Source organism: Citrobacter sp. RHBSTW-00570 (assembly GCF_013739755.1).
GTDB classification, from domain to species: domain Bacteria; phylum Pseudomonadota; class Gammaproteobacteria; order Enterobacterales; family Enterobacteriaceae; genus Citrobacter; species Citrobacter braakii.
Map to the genome: position 1 here is coordinate 2,275,430 of NZ_CP056399.1, position 17,020 is coordinate 2,292,449.

Consider the following 17,020-nt stretch of genomic DNA (forward strand, 5'->3'; position numbering starts at 1 on the left):
GCGATGAAGGGAATGCCACCATAAGGAAATCGCCGATGCTCAAAGAAAACTTCAACGAACTGCAAATCTTTCTGGTGGTGGCAAGGGAGCGAAGTTTTACCAAAGCAGCGGGCAAACTGGGTGTATCTCAGTCTGCACTCAGCCATGCGATGAAGGCGCTGGAGGAAAGGCTCAATATCCGCCTTCTGACCCGTACGACCCGAAGCGTTGCCCCTACAGAGGCCGGTGAGAGAATTATTGCCTGCCTTGAACCGCGTATTGCCGATCTTGAGCAGGAGCTGGAATCGCTGGTTCAACTGAACGGCACTGCCTCCGGCAATATCCGCTTATCTGCTGGGGAGCATGCCGCGCGAAGTCTGGTATGGCCAAAGTTAAAACCTTTCCTCAGGGAATATCCGGAAATTAATCTCGAACTGGTGGTTGATAACGGCTTTGTCGATATTGTTGAGGGCCGTTTTGATGCCGGGATCCGCCTGGGCGAAAGCGTGGATAAGGATATGGTTGCTGTAAGAATTGGCCCGGACATGCGCATGGCCGTGGTGGGAGCACCGTCTTACTTCGCGGCAAACCCTGCACCTGAAACGCCGCACGAGCTACAAAATCATCGGTGCATCAATATGCGCCTGCCGACTGCCGGTGGGCTTTATCACTGGGAGTTTGAGAAGGAAGGGAAACCGTTACGGGTCAGAGTGGAAGGGCAGGTAACGTTTAACCAGCAGGCAGAAAGGATTGATGCTGCTTTATCCGGTTTTGGCATTGCCTGTATGCCTGAAGACAGGGTGCAGGATTATATAAAGTCAGGAGAGCTTATTCAGGTTCTGCAGGACTGGTGTCCATCTTTTCCCGGCTATTATCTCTACTACCCGAGCCGTAAGCAGCACCCGCCCGCATTTGCGCTGATGATCGATGCACTTCGCTACGCCCAATAACGGGTCCGTAGACCCGTTCGGGTATTAACGGCCTACGCGGGCCAGGTGCTCAGGAGAGTAACGTTCACCGACGATGTTAATCGTTTCCAGCGCCTGGGTTATCTGCTGCGTATCCTTCTGCGAAAGAATGATGTCGGCAGCCCCCAGGTTTTCCTCCAGCCGGTGTAGTTTGGTGGTACCAGGGATAGGAACAATCCACGGCTTTTGTGCCAGCAGCCATGCCAGCGCGATTTGCGCAGACGTCACGCCTTTCTCTGCCGCCAGTTCACCCAGCAAGGTGACCAGCTTTTCATTGGCTTCAATCGCCTGCTCGGCGAAACGCGGCACTTGGCTTCTGTAATCATCCTTGCCAAAAGTGGTTCCTGGCTTAATCGATCCCGTCAGGAAGCCTTTGCCTAATGGGCTGAAGGGAACGAAACCAATACCCAGTTCCTCCAGTAACGGCAGGATTTCCTGCTCAGGTTCGCGCCACCACAGAGAGTATTCGCTTTGCAGCGCAGTGACCGGTTGTACGGCATGTGCACGACGAATGGTTTGTGCGCCCGCTTCGGACAGACCGAAATGTTTGACTTTGCCTTCCGCTATCAGGTCTTTCACGGTTCCCGCAACATCTTCAATAGGGACATCCGGGTCGACACGGTGTTGGTACAGCAGATCAATGACATCAGTCTTAAGGCGGCGTAATGATCCTTCCACGGCTTCACGGATATGCTCCGGACGGCTGTTTAAAATCTGCTGCTTGTTGTCCGCACCGAAGGTAAAACCAAACTTGGTGGCAATAACCACACGGTCACGAAACGGTTTTAAGGCTTCGCCTACAACCTCTTCATTAAGAAAGGGGCCATACACTTCAGCGGTATCGAAGAAGGTGACGCCACGTTCAACCGCAGCGCGAATGAGCTCGATAGCCTGACGGGTATCGGTCGCCGGACCGTAGCCATGGCTTAAGCCCATGCAGCCGAGCCCAAGCGCGGATACTTCGAGTCGGGATTTACCCAGATAACGTTTTTGCATTGAATGAATACCTCTTTTATCGAGACTTAAACATCAAGTTTGCGGCCGGTCAGCCATTCCACCATCGCCGGATCGCGGTGAGAGAAGAAGGCGCTGGTTGCAGTGTCGAGGGCAGCAATCTGCAGCATATCTTCAGAACTGAGTTCAAAATCGAAAATGTTAATGTTCTCTGCCATGCGTTCTTTGCGCACCGATTTCGCCAGTGAAATGATGCCTCGCTGGAAGATCCAACGCAGAACAACCTGGCCCACGCTTTTGCCGTACTTCTGACCAATTGCCGTTAACACGGGATGCTGGAACAGACCATTTTTCCCTTCAGCAAACGGAGCCCAGGCTTCCGGCTGAATGCCACGGCTTTGATTCCAGGGAACGGCATGCAACTGCTGGTTGAAGGGGTTAACTTCAATCTGGTTTACCGCAGGGGCAACGTTGTTGAAGGCGATAAGGTCGGCCAGTCTGTCAGGATGGAAGTTGCTGACGCCAATGGCGCGAATTTTTCCTTCCTGTTGTAATTCTTCCATGGCACGCCATGCCCCATGGACATCACCGTAAGGCTGGTGAATCAGATACAGGTCAACATAATCAAGTTGCAGACGATTCAGGGAGCGTTCGAACTGGGCTTTAGCGCCTTCGTAATGAGTATCCTGCAGCCACAGCTTGGTCGTTACAAAGAGTTCGTTACGGTCGATACCGCTTTGTTTCAGAGCGTTCCCGACCTGGGTTTCATTCTGGTAAGACGCGGCGGTATCGATCAGGCGGTATCCCGTATTGATGGCATCAATAACGGCTCTTTCGCATTCAGCGGCATCAGACATTTGAAACACACCAAAGCCCAGCAGGGGCATTTCAATACCGTTGTTCAGTTTTACAGTTTGCATGACGTTATCCTTTGGCTGTTGTCGAGGAAAAGCATAACGCAAAGTTATTTATTCGATTAGATGGGGTAATTAGCTAGGGTTTATTAGATGTGTTCATTAATTTTGAGGAGGGCTGATGACCGGCGTTGTGCCAGATATCGTCATTCACACCCTGAGACCTTCAACAAAGGTTTGTCTGACGAACTTAGCACAATGCCTTATTTTCTTGCGTGGCCGAAAATATATCCATTACTGGAATCCATCAGCGATTTATAGCTGATGCGTTATCTATGAGCCCCGGGAATGGCTTTCCTGATTAGCAATAATCGCGGCCACCTGCATCACCTCTGCTGGTGGTCGCTGCATACTGATTTGTCTGGCCATATAATGCATGTAAGGGGAAACATGACTGAAAATTGCCTTGTAGCCCGCACACAGGTGATTATGCCAGCGCTCGCCCATTTTATGTATCCGGTGCTTCGGGCAACCGCCATGACAGGCAAATCGCCACTCACAGCGCATGCACTCTGAACTCACCTCTGTTTTAGCAAACCCAAACTTGCGTTGCTGTTTGCTGGCGACCATCTTCGCCAGGCTATCCCGGCGCAGATTTCCCAACCGGTGCTCAGGGTAAACGTAATGGTCGCAGCTGTAGACGTCACCGTTTTGCTCCACGATCAGACCAAAACCGCAGGAAGACTGCATTACGCACAGTGATGGCTTTTCACCAAGCCAGGCCGCCAGCGCGCTATCAAACATCTGTACATACACGCGGCCAACGTCCCTGCGTATCCACAGGTCAAATACCCCCTTCATGAAGTTCCCCCATTGTTCCCCGGATACTGACCACTCCGTGACGGAACCGGCGAGTGTCTGCGGGTAGAGTAATTCACCATACTTTTCGTTAGCCGGGCGCTGCTCGACCGCCGGGATAAACTGAACAAACTCAGCCTTCAGTTCCTGGGTCAGATACGCGTAAATCTCTTGCGGATGTTCAGCGGTGACATTATTGACGACAGTCAGAACATTCACATCAACATGGTGTTTCTTCAGCAAATCCATCGCCCGCAGTACGTTGTCAAAAACAGACTGCTTACTCCGGGTCTTCCTGTAGCGGTCGTGCAACCAGGCTGGACCGTCAATCGACAGGCCGACCAGAAACTGATTTTTCGCCAGGAATGCAGCCCATGCCTCGTCAATCAGCACGCCATTGGTCTGGATGCTGTTACTGATACGCTTCTTCCCGGCATATTTGCTCTGCAACTGCATCGCCTTTTCATAGAAAGCAATACCGGCAAGCGTTGGTTCGCCTCCCTGCCAGGTAAATTCCACCTCTGGGCCAGGGTTCGCCTCAATGTACTGCCGCACATAGGCTTCAAGCGTGACATCATCCATATGCCGGGCGGGTTTACGGGGTTTCAGCGTGCTCTGTTCTTTTTCCAGATAGAAGCAGTAATCGCAGGCGATATTGCACTGATAGCTGACGGGCTTGGCCATCAAATGGAATGGTTTGCTCATGGTCGCTCCTGAATAAATCACACACGAAATTTAGTGATATTGCTCACTCTTTTATCACTGTGTTTTGACTTTGGCCAAAAAAGACTGAAACATAGTTTTCATTGATATCAATATAACATGAAATATAAACTTCATAACGCCAACATTAGGGGTCTTTATGAGCAAACTGTTTGCCGGAGCACAAAATCTGGGTAAATCGTTTATGCTGCCGATTGCCGTCCTGCCAGCCGCAGGTCTGCTTCTGGGATTCGGTGGCGTGTTCACCAATCCGGTTACCATCTCCACCTATCCAGCCCTCAACAGTGAAGTGATTCAGGCGATTTTTACCGTCATGAAACTGTGTGGTAGCGTGGTCTTCGATAATCTCTCTCTGCTGTTTGCCGTGGGCATCGCTGTAGGTATGGCACGAAGCGACAAGGGAACGGCCGGTCTTGCTGCAGTACTTTGCTTTATCGTCATGAACAAGGCGATCAACGCGTCACTATTGCTATCTGGAACGCTGGCCTCAGAGAATCTGGCCGCAGCCGGGCAGGCGAGTGTAATGGGGATCACTACGCTACAAACCGGCGTGATGGGCGGGATCATGAGTGGTCTGCTGGCCTTCTGGGTTCAAAAGCGGTTTGGCAAAACCGAGCTACCCAGTCTGCTGGCCTTTTTCAGCGGCTCCCGTTTCGTGCCTATTGTCAGTTCCTTTTTTGCCATCTTCCTCGGGGTGGCGCTGTTCTGGGTCTGGCCTCATATCCAGACGGGCATTACCCATCTGGGGGGGCTGGTTGAAAAAACCGGTTATGTTGGGACCCTGTTCTACGGCATGATCCTCAAATGCCTCATTCCCTTGGGCCTTCATCATCTGTTCTACCTGCCATTCTGGCTGACCAGTGTGGGAGGGGAGCAAATGGTGAACGGACACCTGGTACAAGGAACGCAAAAAATCTTCTTTGCCCAGTTGGCCGATCCCTCTGTGACGCAGTACTACATCGGGGTATCCCGTTTCATGGCCGGGCGTTTCGCAGACTTTATGTTCGGCCTGCCGGGTGCAGCGCTGGCTATCTACCATTCTGCCCGTCCTGAGAACAAGAAAAAAGTTGCCAGCCTGATGCTTTCCGCTGCGCTAACTGCGTTTGTCACCGGCATTACTGAGCCGCTGGAATTTGCGTTCATGTTCTGCGCGCCGTTGCTGTATGTCATGCACATTGTGCTGACCGGCGTGGCATTTATGTTTACACACATCCTGCAAATCACGGTTGGACAGACATTCTCCGGCGGGCTTATCGACTTTCTGCTGTTTGGTGTTCTTCAGGGTAATGCCAAAACCAACTGGTTGCTGATGCTCCCTCTCGGTGTGGTCATGTTCTGCCTGTATTACTTCTCCTTCCGCTTCCTTATCAAATGGCGTCAACTGAACACGCCGGGCCGTGAAGATGACGCAGAAGATGAACAGCCGGTAGCGGCATCTGTCAGTGGCAGTGAACGGGCTGCAGGGATCGTGCAGGCACTGGGGGGCCGGGACAATATTGTTGATGTGGATTGCTGCGCTACTCGTCTTCGTATCACAGTCAAAAACCCACAAAGCGTTGTTGTGGACGCCTTTAAACTACTCGGCAGCCGTGGGGCGTTTATCCGTGGAGAGGGGGTGCAGGTAGTCTACGGCCCACACGTGACGCTGATTAAAAACGAAGTCGAAGAATTTATCGGTTCATAAAGAAGAGACGTTTTATGAAAGCTGTAATGCTGATGTTTGATACGCTGACGCGTAACCACCTCGCCCCTTATGGGGGCGATGCCATCACTCCCAATTTTACCCGGCTAGCCCGTGAGTCTGCGCAGTTTGATAACTTCTATGTCGGCAGCATGCCCTGCATGCCAGCCCGACGCGAACTGCATACTGGGCGTTATAATTTTCTGCACCGCAGTTGGGGGCCATTGGAGCCGTTCGATTTCTCAACGTTCCAGGCGCTGAAGCAGGCTGGCATTCATACCCATATGGTGACCGACCATAAACACTACTGGCGTGATGGCGGAGCGACCTACCATACCCGTTATTCCACCTTTGAGTTTATCCGCGGCCAGGAAGGGGATTGCTGGAAAGGGCAGGTTGAAAAACCAGCCATCAACTGGCAGGGAATGGAAGACGAAGAAACCCTGCGCCGTCGCAGCGGGCGTATGATCCAGGACCTGATTAACCGTGCGGCGATGTCCATCCAGGACGATCACTTTACTCACCGTACCATCAGTGCCGGTATAGATTTCCTGGAAACCAATAAAGATCAGGATAACTGGTTCCTGCAGATCGAATGTTTCGATCCCCATGAACCGTTCTTCGTACCGGAAAAATACCTTGCACAGTATGGCTGCACCCCTGATGAATTTGACGGGTGGGTGCCTTACTACTGCGGCGCACCTGGCGGCAGGGATGATGATAAAGTCCGAAAATTCTACCAGGCACTCATCACCATGTGTGACGACTACCTTGGCCAGGTGATGGACAAGCTGAAAGCACTGGAGCTGTGGGAAGACACGTTGTTCATCGTCTGTACCGACCACGGATTCCTGTTGGGAGAGCATCAATGGTGGGGCAAGAACATCATGCCGGTGTACAACGAAATCGCAAACACACCGTTCTTTATCCGCGATCCACGTTGTAAAGCAGAAGGCGTACGCCGCAGCGCGCTGGCACAGACTATCGATATTCCGGCAACTCTGCTGGAGTATTTCGATGTTCCACGTCCGCCATCCATGACCGGTAAGCCGCTGCGTCCGGCTGTGGAAAATGATACCCCAGTACGTGATTATGCGATGTTTGGCTACTTTGGCGGCCACATCAATATCACCGACGGCGAGTACGTCTATATGCGCTGCCCACGGGAGGAAGGGAAGGGGGGGCTGTATGAATATACCCTGATGCCGGCCCGAATCGACAGCATGTTCAAGGTGAATGAGCTGCAGAATATCACTATCCATCCCGGCTTTGATTTCACCCAGGGCGCGCAGGTCATGCAAATTCCTGCAACCTTTGGTTATCTGAATCCGTGGCGGTTCGGGGATAAACTCTTCGATCTCAACGCCGATCCGCAGCAGATGCGTCCTCTTCACGACAGTGAACGTGCGTTTCACTACGCGCAGGCAATAACCGGACTGATGGAACGGCATGATGCACCACCAGAACTCTACGTCCGCTTTGAACTGGACATGCTAACGCCGGAACGCGAAATGGCCTTCGCTGAGCGCTGGGCCAGACAGCGTCCATGGACCGGGAAAGCCTATCGCTGTGCGCATCATGGCGTGGAAGAGGCATTACGTTTTGTCCTCAGTGCAGCCAAAGAGCAGGGCATAACGCAGGATGCGTTGCTGAAGCATTTCCCGGCCGGGCATTCACTGGCTGAAAGGGATATCTTCACGCTGATTGATGCTTGTTTCACCGGAGACCGGCATAAGGCGCTGGTTTATCAGAGCCGATTGCTGCTGAGGACAGAGTAACCATGAACGTCTGGCAGCTTGAAAATAACCGCTTTCTGGTCGTGGTGAACGCGGCGGGCGGTGAGCTATCTTCTCTGCGCGATAAATCCACGGGGCGTGAATGGTTGTGGCAACGGCAGCCAGGCGTCTGGAATAACTCGGCTACGCAGCTGTTTCCTGTGGTCGGGGCGCTCATCCATGAAGGACTGCGTGTAGACAATCGACATCTGCCGTTACCGGCGCACGGTTTTTTACGACATCAGACGTTTACCTGCCTTGAACAAGGTGTGAACCATCTGTTGCTGGAAGCCTGCTCCACCTCTGAAACCCTTGGCGTATGGCCATGGTGCTGGCGGATTCAGTTACGGCTCATGTTGCATGAGTTTGGGGTCAGTGTGACACAGCGAGTTTTTAATGATGACCGTCAGCCATTCTTGTATTCCATTGGCTGGCACCCCGGGTTTGCGCTGCCTGTATCCAGCCAAACGGGATGGCAGGTGAAGTTTGGTGAGCTGGCGGTCAGAGGGCCTTTTCCGACGCGTAACAGAACACTGGTCACGGAAGACCTGACTCGAACAACGCAGTCCTTTGCACTGACAGAGGCAGCCTTTCGCGAGGGGGCCATTTACTTCGGTGACTGCCAGCAGCAACAGATCAGGGTTTGTTCACCCGACGGCACAATCGTCATGACGCTTGAAACGGCTGAATATGACTGGCTTGCGCTCTGGGGCGTTCCCGGTGCTGACTTGCTCTGTATCGAGCCACTCGCCGGGACGACCGATGCGCCAGATTTTGACGGAACGGTGGAGAAGAAGCGCGGAATACGACTGCTTGCACCGAACCAGAGTCAGAGATTCTCCGTGAAACTGCGTTTTACGGTGGACGCATGCGAAGGGGATTGACAGAATACCCGTTATTTTTCATGCAAAAGGATCGGGTGTTGCGATGAGCGTAAATCGTGAAAATGTGCGGGTGTATATCAGTAATGTGCTGGGTGGACTTGGTGAAACTGACCAGCATATTGCCCGGTTTATTCTTGAGCAGCCCGCTACGGTAGCGCAAATGCCGGTACGTAAACTGGCCGAAGCCATATCAGTCAGTGAAGCGACGATCGTGCGCTTTTGCAAAAAAATTGGTTATACCGGGCTGCTCGAGCTGAAAGCGGCGCTTAAACGTGAGCTTCTGGCCGATCGCGAGCAACTGCTGCCATCGTCCCCGGACATCTTCCTGGATGATTCCCGCAACGATGTGGCGCAGAAAATAGCCATGACGGTTGAAACCACCCTGAATGAGACCATCGGTCTGCTGGACATGAAAGTGGTCAATCCAGTGGTTGAGCGATTTTTGACCGCGAACCGCGTTTTGTTCGTGGGGTTTGGAGCCTCAGGTCTTTCCGCAATGGAAGCCCGCGACAAAATGAACCGTCAGGGCATTGATTCGGAAGCCTATACCGACCGTTTTACCATGACGTTGAAACTCGCCAACCTCAAACCAGAAGATCTGGTGGTCGCATTTTCTCATTCAGGCGAAACACCGGAAGTGGTTAATGCCTTCCGGCTGGCCAAAAAAGCGGGCGCGCATTGTCTGGCAATAACGCACAGTCCGCAGTCACCGCTGAATGAACTGGCAGACACCTGGTTGCTGACCAGCGGTAGTGCTGGCCCCTACCAGGGAGACTCGATCGCCACCCGTATGTCACAGCTGTTCATGATTGAGTTTCTGTGCACAGAAATCACTCGCCACAATCTGCGCGACAGCGAATCGACCGGACTGTCTATTAAAGAATTGTTGATAAAAGAAAGGATTAAACGTGAGTCTACAGGATAATACTCCGTCAATACGCCCAAAGGGGAAGTGGTGGCTTGAGGGCAAAACCCCCGATTATCGTTTTACGCTCGCCAACGAGCGTACATTTCTTGCCTGGATCCGTACTGCGCTGGCACTCATGGCCGGTGCTGTCGGCATCGAGCAGTTTTCCCCCCAATTATCTTCTGCGGAACTGCGTATCGGTATTTCAACACTGCTGCTGGTCGCTGCATCAGCGATGGGATATATGGCCTGGCGACGCTGGCGCAAGAATGAATATGCTATGCGTCTTGAAAATGATTTACCTTACACCCGTTTGCTGGTGGTTCTGTCAATACTGATGCTGGTTCTCGCAATATTGCTGGGTATATTACTCTGGCAGGGAAGACCATTATGAAAAGAGATCCGGGCTTACAACCAGAACGTACACACCTGTCATGGCGAAGAACAGGATGGTCAATGCTCGCGCCAGGTCTGTTGTGTTTTCGGGGATGGAGTCATACTGGTAATATTCTCTACGGTGTGGCGGGTATGCTGCTGATGGCTGGTTCTTTCGCTATTTTCTGCGGAGCCCTCACTTGCCGGCATGTAGTGATCTCATTCAATGTAATGATTGCAGGTGTATTGCTCTTGTTATCTCAGTTATAAGCGCACCGTGAAGGACGTAGAGGTAGAATTTAGTTTACAGGAAGGATTTCGTCCCAGGGCAGTCACTCTTTCACTCGGTTGGCGGGCCTGTTTTAGTTGACCTCTACCCTTTGAAGGGATCAGGACATATGAGCCAAGAACGACTTTCGGTGAAATTCTTATCTTGCATCGTGGTAGTGGGGGTAATCCCCCACGGTGATAAGAAGAATCAGGTCAAATGAGACTCGCTGTAAAAAATATACCAGCGAAGAAACCACCGTTCCGAACTTCTGTGCGGATTAGCGCAGGTGAAAGGTCATAAACGGTGCGCCAGCATTGGCTTTATCCTAGCCTTTATTAAGTCAGCAGCGAAAACCTGCATTGCATGTTTCCGGCTTCGGGATCATCGCTACAGTACCCTGTGCATACCGTTCTCATCAGTTGAATTAAAGATTTCACAGCCTTTGCCGATATCACCTTGGTTCTTGCTTGTGATGCGTTCAGTGTTCAGCGCTGTTTACTGTAGCCCTCCGGACTGATTACAGACCGCCTCTTAAAAGCCAATCCTTACTCTAAAGGGAACTCATGAGATTAAAATACTCAGCACTCTTACTCGCCGTTGCCATAACAGGCTGTGATAACAAAAAAGACGTGATCGGTTGTTCCTCTGAAATGACCCAGTCAGCCCTCATGGATTTATTAAAAAAGTCTGCTTATGAAGGACTCTCTGAACAGGTCGATAAATATCCTGACGTCACTAATCAGACCAAACGAAGTGCTTTGGACAAGATCAAACTGGCCATCTCTGAAATCTCCACAACCTCAAGTGACACGGGTAGCACAATGAAAACTTGTGAAGGGACCGTGACGATGACCCTACCTGCGAACGAGTACGCCCAGCTTTCTGATGCTTACAGAAAGAACTTTAACCGTAATCTCGACAAGCAAATGGAAAGCCTGTCTTTGGATAACAACGCCAACGCCTTTTCAAAACGCATCTCCTACACCGCACAGGCGACCGACGATCAGAAAAACGTTTTTGTAAAAGCCTCTTCTGATAATCCGATATCAGTGGGTGCCGCTGCACTGACATCGCTTTCCATCATCAATCCGATCGTTGAGCAGCAGAAAATCCAGCAGGCTAAGCATGCCCAGCAAAGCCAAATTGAAGCGGAACAACAGGCGCAACTCAGAGCGCAGCAACAGGCTAAGTATGAGGCGGCTCAGCAAATAGAGAGGCAGACACAGCTTCAGGCGCAAGAAAAGGCGGAGCAGCAGGTTCAGCAGCAAAAAGCTGACAGCCTTGATCTGTCCCGAATGGCGTTTGCGAATGCCGACTCTGATTTGAATACCGCCTGGAGCACGTTAACGCCGGCGAAGAAAAAAGAATTGCTGCCTTCTCAGCGTCAGTGGATCAAAACTAAGGATGCTATGTGCGGCAAAGTTTCAATGCAGGGAACAGATGCTGAAATCAAGAAAATGATCGACTGCCAGACGCAAATGACCCTTTCCAGGACCGATTTCTTCAGAAACCAATAGCTGAACTCCCCTTCAGGCTGGTGGTCAGTGCTAAGCTGGCGCCAGCGTAATGTGGGATAATTTCAGTCGTTTCCGCTGGCCCACGCCGGATATATTGCTCGCGGTTAGAACGGGATTTTGGGGCGTAGGTATTTCATTAAAGGCGATGGCCAGTGTAGTCATCAAGTGCATTTGCTGTTAGAGATATGCAAGAATTAAGACATCTTGCTTTCCGTGATTACCAATAATGTTCATCGTTGCAGGCACTCAAAAAAGAATTCATCGAGCATCATTTGCAACTGGTATTGCTTGTCCGAGATCGATAAATAAAAATTAAAAATTTTACTGGAAAATACTGTCTAATTAATCGGAAACGTACCTATGCCATGAGTAAAATGTCTGCTCCTCGCTCACAATGGACCTTTAGATCAGTTAGCGAGTCCGCCCTGTGCCATGAGCTGAAGTTCTAAAAACTAACTTCACTAATTTTTCATGATTAGAATCAATATAACCTCTTCCCCTTAATTAGCATCATACTGATTTGAGACAGGATAACATTATTCATTGTAATGTATCAACTTAACAATCTGTAAACTCGATAAAGCAACAATAATACTTCTGTATTATTGACGGTGACATGTACATTGAATATATATCTACCTGCAAATTATGCAATAGTCCATCTTAATTAATACCTTATCATAATTTCAACATTGAATACCTGCTGAGATAATCTATTCTAGGTAATGGCATATGATGAATTTATAATTTGTGCCATAATTTCCCATTAACATCATTATGCCCTTGACATTAAGGAGGGAATGGTGAAAAGACTTAATTTTCTCTTAACTATATACTTAACTGTGATACCTATTGCATCAGTAACCTCTGCGTCAACACTACCCACTGATGAACTGATTGAACAGGCAAAGGTTATAAGTGATATTAATGATGTAAAGCTTAGCCATAAGGTAGTAGTAAATGGCTTTGAGGAGTTTAAAAAAACGGTCTATAAAGAACCATTTTCTAGTGGTGTCTATATTGTTAATGGTGATACACCTATTGCTAATGAATCTGATTTGCGAGAGTTTTATGAAAGAGAACTTGCAGCCAGTTGGAAAAGTGTTTTATTCGGTTTGAATATAAATGAAAATACATGGCTTATTGTTGATGCCCCACAAGGGAATATAAGTAAATGGGACAACGTAACAAAAAGGAATATCACATATTGTGTCAGTACCTCGTTTGGAGAGAAATATGATTCCGTCGTAGCAGCAATGCAAGATGCAGCTAAAGCATGGTCAGAGGCAAGTGATGTAAGATTTATACATTCTTCATGGCTTGACCCACTTTGCAATGAGAATACAACTGATGTCATATTTGATGTTCGGCCTGTAGATGTCAATGGGCAATACCTTGCACGTGCGTTTTTCCCAAGATACGAAAGATTGCAACGAAATGTTCTTATCGACAAATCAGCGCTGAGTCTTTCCCCTGGAAAATTAACCTTGACCGGCATACTCAGACATGAACTAGGACATACGCTTTCATTTAGGCATGAGCAAACCCGCCCTGAAGCAGGCAAGTGTTTCGAGGACAAGGACTGGAAACCTTTAACTTCCTATGATGGGTTTTCAGTAATGCATTACCCTCAATGTAATGGGTTGGGTGACTGGTCACTTAATTTAACAGAAAAAGATAAAATAGGTTCTGCATGCCTTTATGGCCCAGTCCCCAATGCTGTTTTTGATCCTGCTGTATGCTCAATAAAAGGGTGATTATAATGAAATTATTACCATTCCTATTTTTAATTAGTATGCCATTATCTGGTATTGCTGCACAGGTGCCTAATAATGATTTACATGTGGATGGATATGATTCAAAAGGATTCCCTAATTTTGATAAGAAAAACCTTGGATCTGCTTTAAGTTCTGGTGGTCAGTATGGAAGGAAAAAATTGCACAGTGGGGAGATCCTCTGACACCACCGCAAACAAGAATAAGATGTATTGGTGAAGCATGGGGTAACTGGCCATGGGGAGGTGAATGGCGTACCTGTAACCAGTGGGCAACAGATTACCGGACAATGCAGGTAGAAGTATATATGAATGGAATTGGGCCCACAGATCTTTCAGAAGCCGCGCGCAGCGTAGTGGAAAATATAGTAGCGACGTGCGTTGGTCTCTCCTCCGCCGTTGCAGTTGCCGCACTTTGGGCTACACCATCACCAGAGCCAACTGCCCGAGTTGCTGCGGCATACGCAGGCGCATCTGCCACTTTCACTGGATGCCTGTCCGGTAAGGCTACTGAACTAACTGCCGTTGGACTGGCTACGGCTGCAATAAAACTGGCCTTTGAACAATCCGCTGGGTGGTCAAACTGGAGTAATGAATAAAATAATAGACGGTCACATATAACTTCTTGATTATTATCACACTAATCATACCCAAAGCTTACTTTTAAGATAACCCTTTTACTCTAAAAAAGAGTAAAAGGGTTCAGTCATGAAAACACGAATGTTATCAGCCGGCTTGTAGCGTCATTCTTGTTAGTGTAATGCCATTGATCTGTAAAATATTACCGAAAGACTAGAGGTATGAATCACTGTGATTAACTTTGTCAATTATGAATAATTTATTATCAAAGACGTTCTCAAACTTAACGTCCCCTTGATTAAGGATAGCGTTGCATCGACCCGTTGAACTCAAACCTTATAGCAGACTTTCGCTCCCCCATTTTATTTTTTTTTGATATAACTGATGATTGTATTGAGCCCTCAATAATGAAGGCTCAATACTAGCTCTTCCTATTGTAGATCTTTTTCCTCTAGGAATTTACTCACCATATCAGCAATCTGCACGTTATTCAGATCCGAGAACGGGAAGTGGGTATTCCCTTTGATTCCTTCCTCAGGCAGATGCGTCACAGTGACATCCCCGCCATGCTTGTTCACCACGTCACGCCACTCGCGAGCCATTGCCAGACGCACGCGCCAGCTGTCTTGCGCGGGCATGGCGACAGGTTTATCAGGGATGTTATCGCCGTAAATAATCAGAATCGGAATTTTAGTCAGTGCCATAAACTGCTCCATCGGCACCGGTTCACCCTTCAGCGTGTCGAACGCGCTTGGCATTGGGGCAGGGAGCTCTTTCTCCGGGAAGACAAAGCTGCTACCAGGCTCGAAGGCGACAATGGCTTTGACCTTGTCATTTTTCATCGCCGTGTACCAGCCTGGTCCGCCACCCTGGGAGTGGGTGAAAAGGATAGCCGGGCCGGATTTATCCACGACGGCGGACATCGCATCGGAGATAACATTGATATCAAACGGCCCGGTATTTGGGGTCATCTGACGGAAATACTGATTCAGGGCTTCTTTGTCGTGAGAAAACTGAACGCCCTGAAAATACTCTGGCCACACGCCAACGCGGAACTGGTTAAACCACATCTGTTCATCCGGTTTAGGCGTAACCGTACCTTCTACCGTCGTGCGCCCGGCGCTGCCCCGGCGGGGCTGATCGACAAGATAAGTTGAGAATCCACGACGCAGGAATATGTTCTGGAACCCTTCGCGACCATCCGGGGTGGTTTCCCAGGTGCGGGAGAACTGACCTGCGCCGTGCAGCATGACGATAGGGTATTTATGCGGATTTTCCGGAATTTGGTAGAACACAGACGCATGATCGCCATGCCAGGTTTGACCCGCAGAGTCCAGCGGCGTTTTCGCGTCAAATTTCCCTGGTGCGGTGATGATAGTGCCACCAGCAGAAAAGCTTCCCTGTTCCTGAATGACCAGCGGCTCGGCGTATACCGACTGAGCCACCATGCCACCCGCCATCGCGCAGATGGCCAGCGTTTTTAAGACAGTTTTCAAGATTACATCCTCTGTTATGTTTGCCGTTCAATCATATCTGAGTTGTCAGCGTGAATTATTTAGCACCTTTGATTGCCCTTATTTGGCAGACTCATGAATGCGGAGGATTAGCGCCGTATCGTCTCAAACCAACGCCTAACTGTTTGCTAACGCCCGTTGCAGCGCCTGTTCCGCCCGCGTAGCCGCATCTTCTTCGCCATTTTCACGAAGAACTTGTGCCAGTTGGCGCAGTTGCGCTGCCGTCAGGCCGACTCGCATGCTGGCTCGCGTATGCGATAACAGCTGAGCTTCAACGCCCGGCGTGGCGGCTAATGCGCCAACCGTTGCCAGCTCGCGGCTTTGCCAGTCGAGGTTATCGCGGGCGAAAATGTCGCCGAACAGATGCGTTTGTAGGAATTGATTAATGACCGGGGCAAAATCAAACAGAGGTCCCTGGACGGGGGCGCCGGAGATTTTAGTCTGGTTTGCGGTACCGACACGGCGAAGCTCATCTCCGACAGGGATGGCGGCGACCGGCTCTTTACCTTCAACGTCTTCAACGCCACGTTGTTTACGTGCTTCGACGACTTTCATCAGTTCATTCAGCGCGTTCAGGCTACGGGGAAATCCCGTATAGGCATAGAGCTGGACGAGAATCTCTTTGGTCTCGTTTATCGTAAGTCCTGCATCAAGCCCCTGATTCAGTGCGGCATTCAGCTTATCCATCTGACTGCTGGCCATTGATGCCGCAATCAACGGGATGGCTTGCTGGCGAGCTGACAGCGTATCTGAAACCGTTTGTTCGTGGTTCATTTCTGAGGCTCCTTTATTGACGGGCGCAGCATGTGCCGTGAGACCCAAACCAAAGGTCAGCAGTACCGCTGCCGTTAATGCCTTAATGGGCGTGGTATTGTTCATCTGTCACTTTCTCCATCCAGTTAACGCTTTTGCCATCCACAATCCCGGTTATCGCCAGGTGCGTCATTGCGCTGCCGGGTGCCGCCCCGTGCCAGTGTTTGACGCCCGCCGGACAAGAGACAACGTCGCCAGCGCGGATGACCTGCACCGGCTGGCCTTCTTGTTGGGTAAGCCCAACTCCCGAGGTTACAATCAGCCGCTGGCCTGCCGGATGCGTATGCCAGGCGGAACGAGCACCTGGCTCAAAGGTGACATAAGCCCCGGAAACGCTAATTTCGTTATCTGGTTTGAAGAGAGGATCAACCCGGACGCGACCGATAAAGTTCTCTGCTGCCCCGTACACCGCATTCTGGCTTCCGGCGGTGGCGATATGGACAGCGGGATTTTGCTCCGCCGCCCAGGATGAAAACGTAAAGAGGGGCAGTAACAGCCCGAGGTAACGTAAATGTCTGATCATGCAAAGCGTCCTTATCTACAATGATGGAGAGGGTCTGCAATGATTCTAATCAGGGGGAGATGTCGTCAGAC

16 protein-coding genes are annotated in these 17,020 nt (G+C 50.1%); 10 read left to right on the forward strand and 6 right to left on the reverse strand.

The window, feature by feature from the left end; translation table 11 throughout:
- The first annotated feature begins 35 nt into the window (after window positions 1–35).
- Window positions 36–929 carry a LysR family transcriptional regulator gene (locus tag HV237_RS10810; RefSeq protein WP_016156764.1) on the forward strand — a complete coding sequence of 298 codons (894 nt, stop codon included), beginning with the start codon at window positions 36–38 and terminating at the stop codon, window positions 927–929.
- Between the two features lie 24 nt (window positions 930–953).
- Here HV237_RS10810 and HV237_RS10815 read toward each other — a convergent pair whose 3' ends face one another.
- The 3 genes from HV237_RS10815 to HV237_RS10825 all read right to left on the reverse strand — a co-directional run bounded on the left by HV237_RS10815 (window position 954) and on the right by HV237_RS10825 (window position 4,318).
- A complete protein-coding gene (locus tag HV237_RS10815; protein WP_047358275.1) occupies window positions 954–1,943 on the reverse strand; it encodes an aldo/keto reductase in 990 nt (329 codons plus the stop codon).
- Window positions 1,944–1,969: 26 nt separating this feature from the next.
- Window positions 1,970–2,821, reverse strand: a complete 852-nt coding sequence (locus tag HV237_RS10820) for an aldo/keto reductase (protein WP_047358274.1) — start codon at window positions 2,819–2,821, stop codon at window positions 1,970–1,972.
- Between the two features lie 267 nt (window positions 2,822–3,088).
- A complete protein-coding gene (locus HV237_RS10825; RefSeq protein WP_047358273.1) occupies window positions 3,089–4,318 on the reverse strand; it encodes an anaerobic sulfatase maturase in 1,230 nt (409 codons plus the stop codon).
- Window positions 4,319–4,475: 157 nt separating this feature from the next.
- Between HV237_RS10825 and HV237_RS10830 the strand changes: the two genes are divergently transcribed.
- The 9 genes from HV237_RS10830 to HV237_RS10875 all read left to right on the forward strand — a co-directional run bounded on the left by HV237_RS10830 (window position 4,476) and on the right by HV237_RS10875 (window position 14,119).
- Window positions 4,476–6,020, forward strand: a complete 1,545-nt coding sequence (locus tag HV237_RS10830) for a PTS transporter subunit EIIC (RefSeq protein ID WP_047358272.1) — start codon at window positions 4,476–4,478, stop codon at window positions 6,018–6,020.
- A gap of 14 nt (window positions 6,021–6,034) precedes the next feature.
- Window positions 6,035–7,795, forward strand: a complete 1,761-nt coding sequence (locus tag HV237_RS10835; protein WP_047358271.1) for a sulfatase — start codon at window positions 6,035–6,037, stop codon at window positions 7,793–7,795.
- Between the two features lie 2 nt (window positions 7,796–7,797).
- Window positions 7,798–8,676 carry an aldose epimerase gene (locus HV237_RS10840; protein WP_047358270.1) on the forward strand — a complete coding sequence of 293 codons (879 nt, stop codon included), beginning with the start codon at window positions 7,798–7,800 and terminating at the stop codon, window positions 8,674–8,676.
- 43 nt (window positions 8,677–8,719) lie between these two features.
- A complete protein-coding gene (locus HV237_RS10845) occupies window positions 8,720–9,601 on the forward strand; it encodes a MurR/RpiR family transcriptional regulator (RefSeq protein ID WP_016156756.1) in 882 nt (293 codons plus the stop codon).
- The gene (locus HV237_RS10850; RefSeq protein WP_016156755.1) at window positions 9,585–9,977 is read left to right on the forward strand and encodes a DUF202 domain-containing protein; all 393 of its coding nucleotides are present in this window, start codon (window positions 9,585–9,587) and stop codon (window positions 9,975–9,977) included. The genes HV237_RS10845 and HV237_RS10850 overlap by 17 nt, the downstream gene beginning before the upstream one ends.
- An 815-nt stretch (window positions 9,978–10,792) precedes the next feature.
- A complete protein-coding gene (locus tag HV237_RS10860; RefSeq protein WP_047358269.1) occupies window positions 10,793–11,746 on the forward strand; it encodes a lysozyme inhibitor LprI family protein in 954 nt (317 codons plus the stop codon).
- A gap of 800 nt (window positions 11,747–12,546) precedes the next feature.
- Window positions 12,547–13,503: a matrixin family metalloprotease gene (locus HV237_RS10865; protein WP_227021138.1), complete on the forward strand. Its 957-nt coding sequence runs from the start codon at window positions 12,547–12,549 to the stop codon at window positions 13,501–13,503.
- A gap of 5 nt (window positions 13,504–13,508) precedes the next feature.
- Complete coding sequence (locus HV237_RS10870; protein ID WP_131350900.1) at window positions 13,509–13,706, forward strand: hypothetical protein; 198 nt, start codon at window positions 13,509–13,511, stop codon at window positions 13,704–13,706.
- A gap of 122 nt (window positions 13,707–13,828) precedes the next feature.
- Window positions 13,829–14,119, forward strand: coding sequence for a hypothetical protein (locus tag HV237_RS10875; protein ID WP_131350897.1), 291 nt, complete (start codon window positions 13,829–13,831; stop codon window positions 14,117–14,119).
- Between the two features lie 411 nt (window positions 14,120–14,530).
- On the opposite strand, the gene HV237_RS10880 is transcribed toward HV237_RS10875, so the two are convergent.
- From HV237_RS10880 to HV237_RS10890, 3 genes are all read right to left on the reverse strand, one after another.
- Window positions 14,531–15,595 carry an alpha/beta fold hydrolase gene (locus HV237_RS10880; protein WP_047358268.1) on the reverse strand — a complete coding sequence of 355 codons (1,065 nt, stop codon included), beginning with the start codon at window positions 15,593–15,595 and terminating at the stop codon, window positions 14,531–14,533.
- A 135-nt stretch (window positions 15,596–15,730) separates the two neighbouring features.
- Window positions 15,731–16,492 (reverse strand): carboxymuconolactone decarboxylase family protein, encoded by a 762-nt coding sequence (locus tag HV237_RS10885; RefSeq protein ID WP_047358267.1) that lies wholly within the window; start codon window positions 16,490–16,492, stop codon window positions 15,731–15,733.
- On the reverse strand, window positions 16,470–16,949 hold the full coding sequence (locus HV237_RS10890; RefSeq protein ID WP_047358266.1) for a cupin domain-containing protein: 480 nt from the start codon (window positions 16,947–16,949) through the stop codon (window positions 16,470–16,472). Before HV237_RS10890 ends, HV237_RS10885 begins: the two co-directional genes overlap by 23 nt.
- Between the last annotated feature and the right edge of the window lie 71 nt (window positions 16,950–17,020).

Excerpts from the sequence above, each read along its gene's own strand:
- HV237_RS10815 (WP_047358275.1), bottom strand. The coding sequence starts at position 1,943 with ATGCAAAAACGTTATCTGGGTAAATCCCGACTCGAAGTATCCGCGCTT.
- HV237_RS10875 (WP_131350897.1), top strand. The coding sequence starts at position 13,829 with ATGAATGGAATTGGGCCCACAGATCTTTCAGAAGCCGCGCGCAGCGTA.
- HV237_RS10870 (WP_131350900.1), top strand. The coding sequence starts at position 13,509 with ATGAAATTATTACCATTCCTATTTTTAATTAGTATGCCATTATCTGGT.
- HV237_RS10820 (WP_047358274.1), bottom strand. The coding sequence starts at position 2,821 with ATGCAAACTGTAAAACTGAACAACGGTATTGAAATGCCCCTGCTGGGC.
- HV237_RS10845 (WP_016156756.1), top strand. The coding sequence starts at position 8,720 with ATGAGCGTAAATCGTGAAAATGTGCGGGTGTATATCAGTAATGTGCTG.
- HV237_RS10825 (WP_047358273.1), bottom strand. The coding sequence starts at position 4,318 with ATGAGCAAACCATTCCATTTGATGGCCAAGCCCGTCAGCTATCAGTGC.
- HV237_RS10810 (WP_016156764.1), top strand. The coding sequence starts at position 36 with ATGCTCAAAGAAAACTTCAACGAACTGCAAATCTTTCTGGTGGTGGCA.
- HV237_RS10860 (WP_047358269.1), top strand. The coding sequence starts at position 10,793 with ATGAGATTAAAATACTCAGCACTCTTACTCGCCGTTGCCATAACAGGC.
- HV237_RS10885 (WP_047358267.1), bottom strand. The coding sequence starts at position 16,492 with ATGAACAATACCACGCCCATTAAGGCATTAACGGCAGCGGTACTGCTG.
- HV237_RS10835 (WP_047358271.1), top strand. The coding sequence starts at position 6,035 with ATGAAAGCTGTAATGCTGATGTTTGATACGCTGACGCGTAACCACCTC.
- HV237_RS10830 (WP_047358272.1), top strand. The coding sequence starts at position 4,476 with ATGAGCAAACTGTTTGCCGGAGCACAAAATCTGGGTAAATCGTTTATG.
- HV237_RS10890 (WP_047358266.1), bottom strand. The coding sequence starts at position 16,949 with ATGATCAGACATTTACGTTACCTCGGGCTGTTACTGCCCCTCTTTACG.
- HV237_RS10865 (WP_227021138.1), top strand. The coding sequence starts at position 12,547 with ATGGTGAAAAGACTTAATTTTCTCTTAACTATATACTTAACTGTGATA.
- HV237_RS10840 (WP_047358270.1), top strand. The coding sequence starts at position 7,798 with ATGAACGTCTGGCAGCTTGAAAATAACCGCTTTCTGGTCGTGGTGAAC.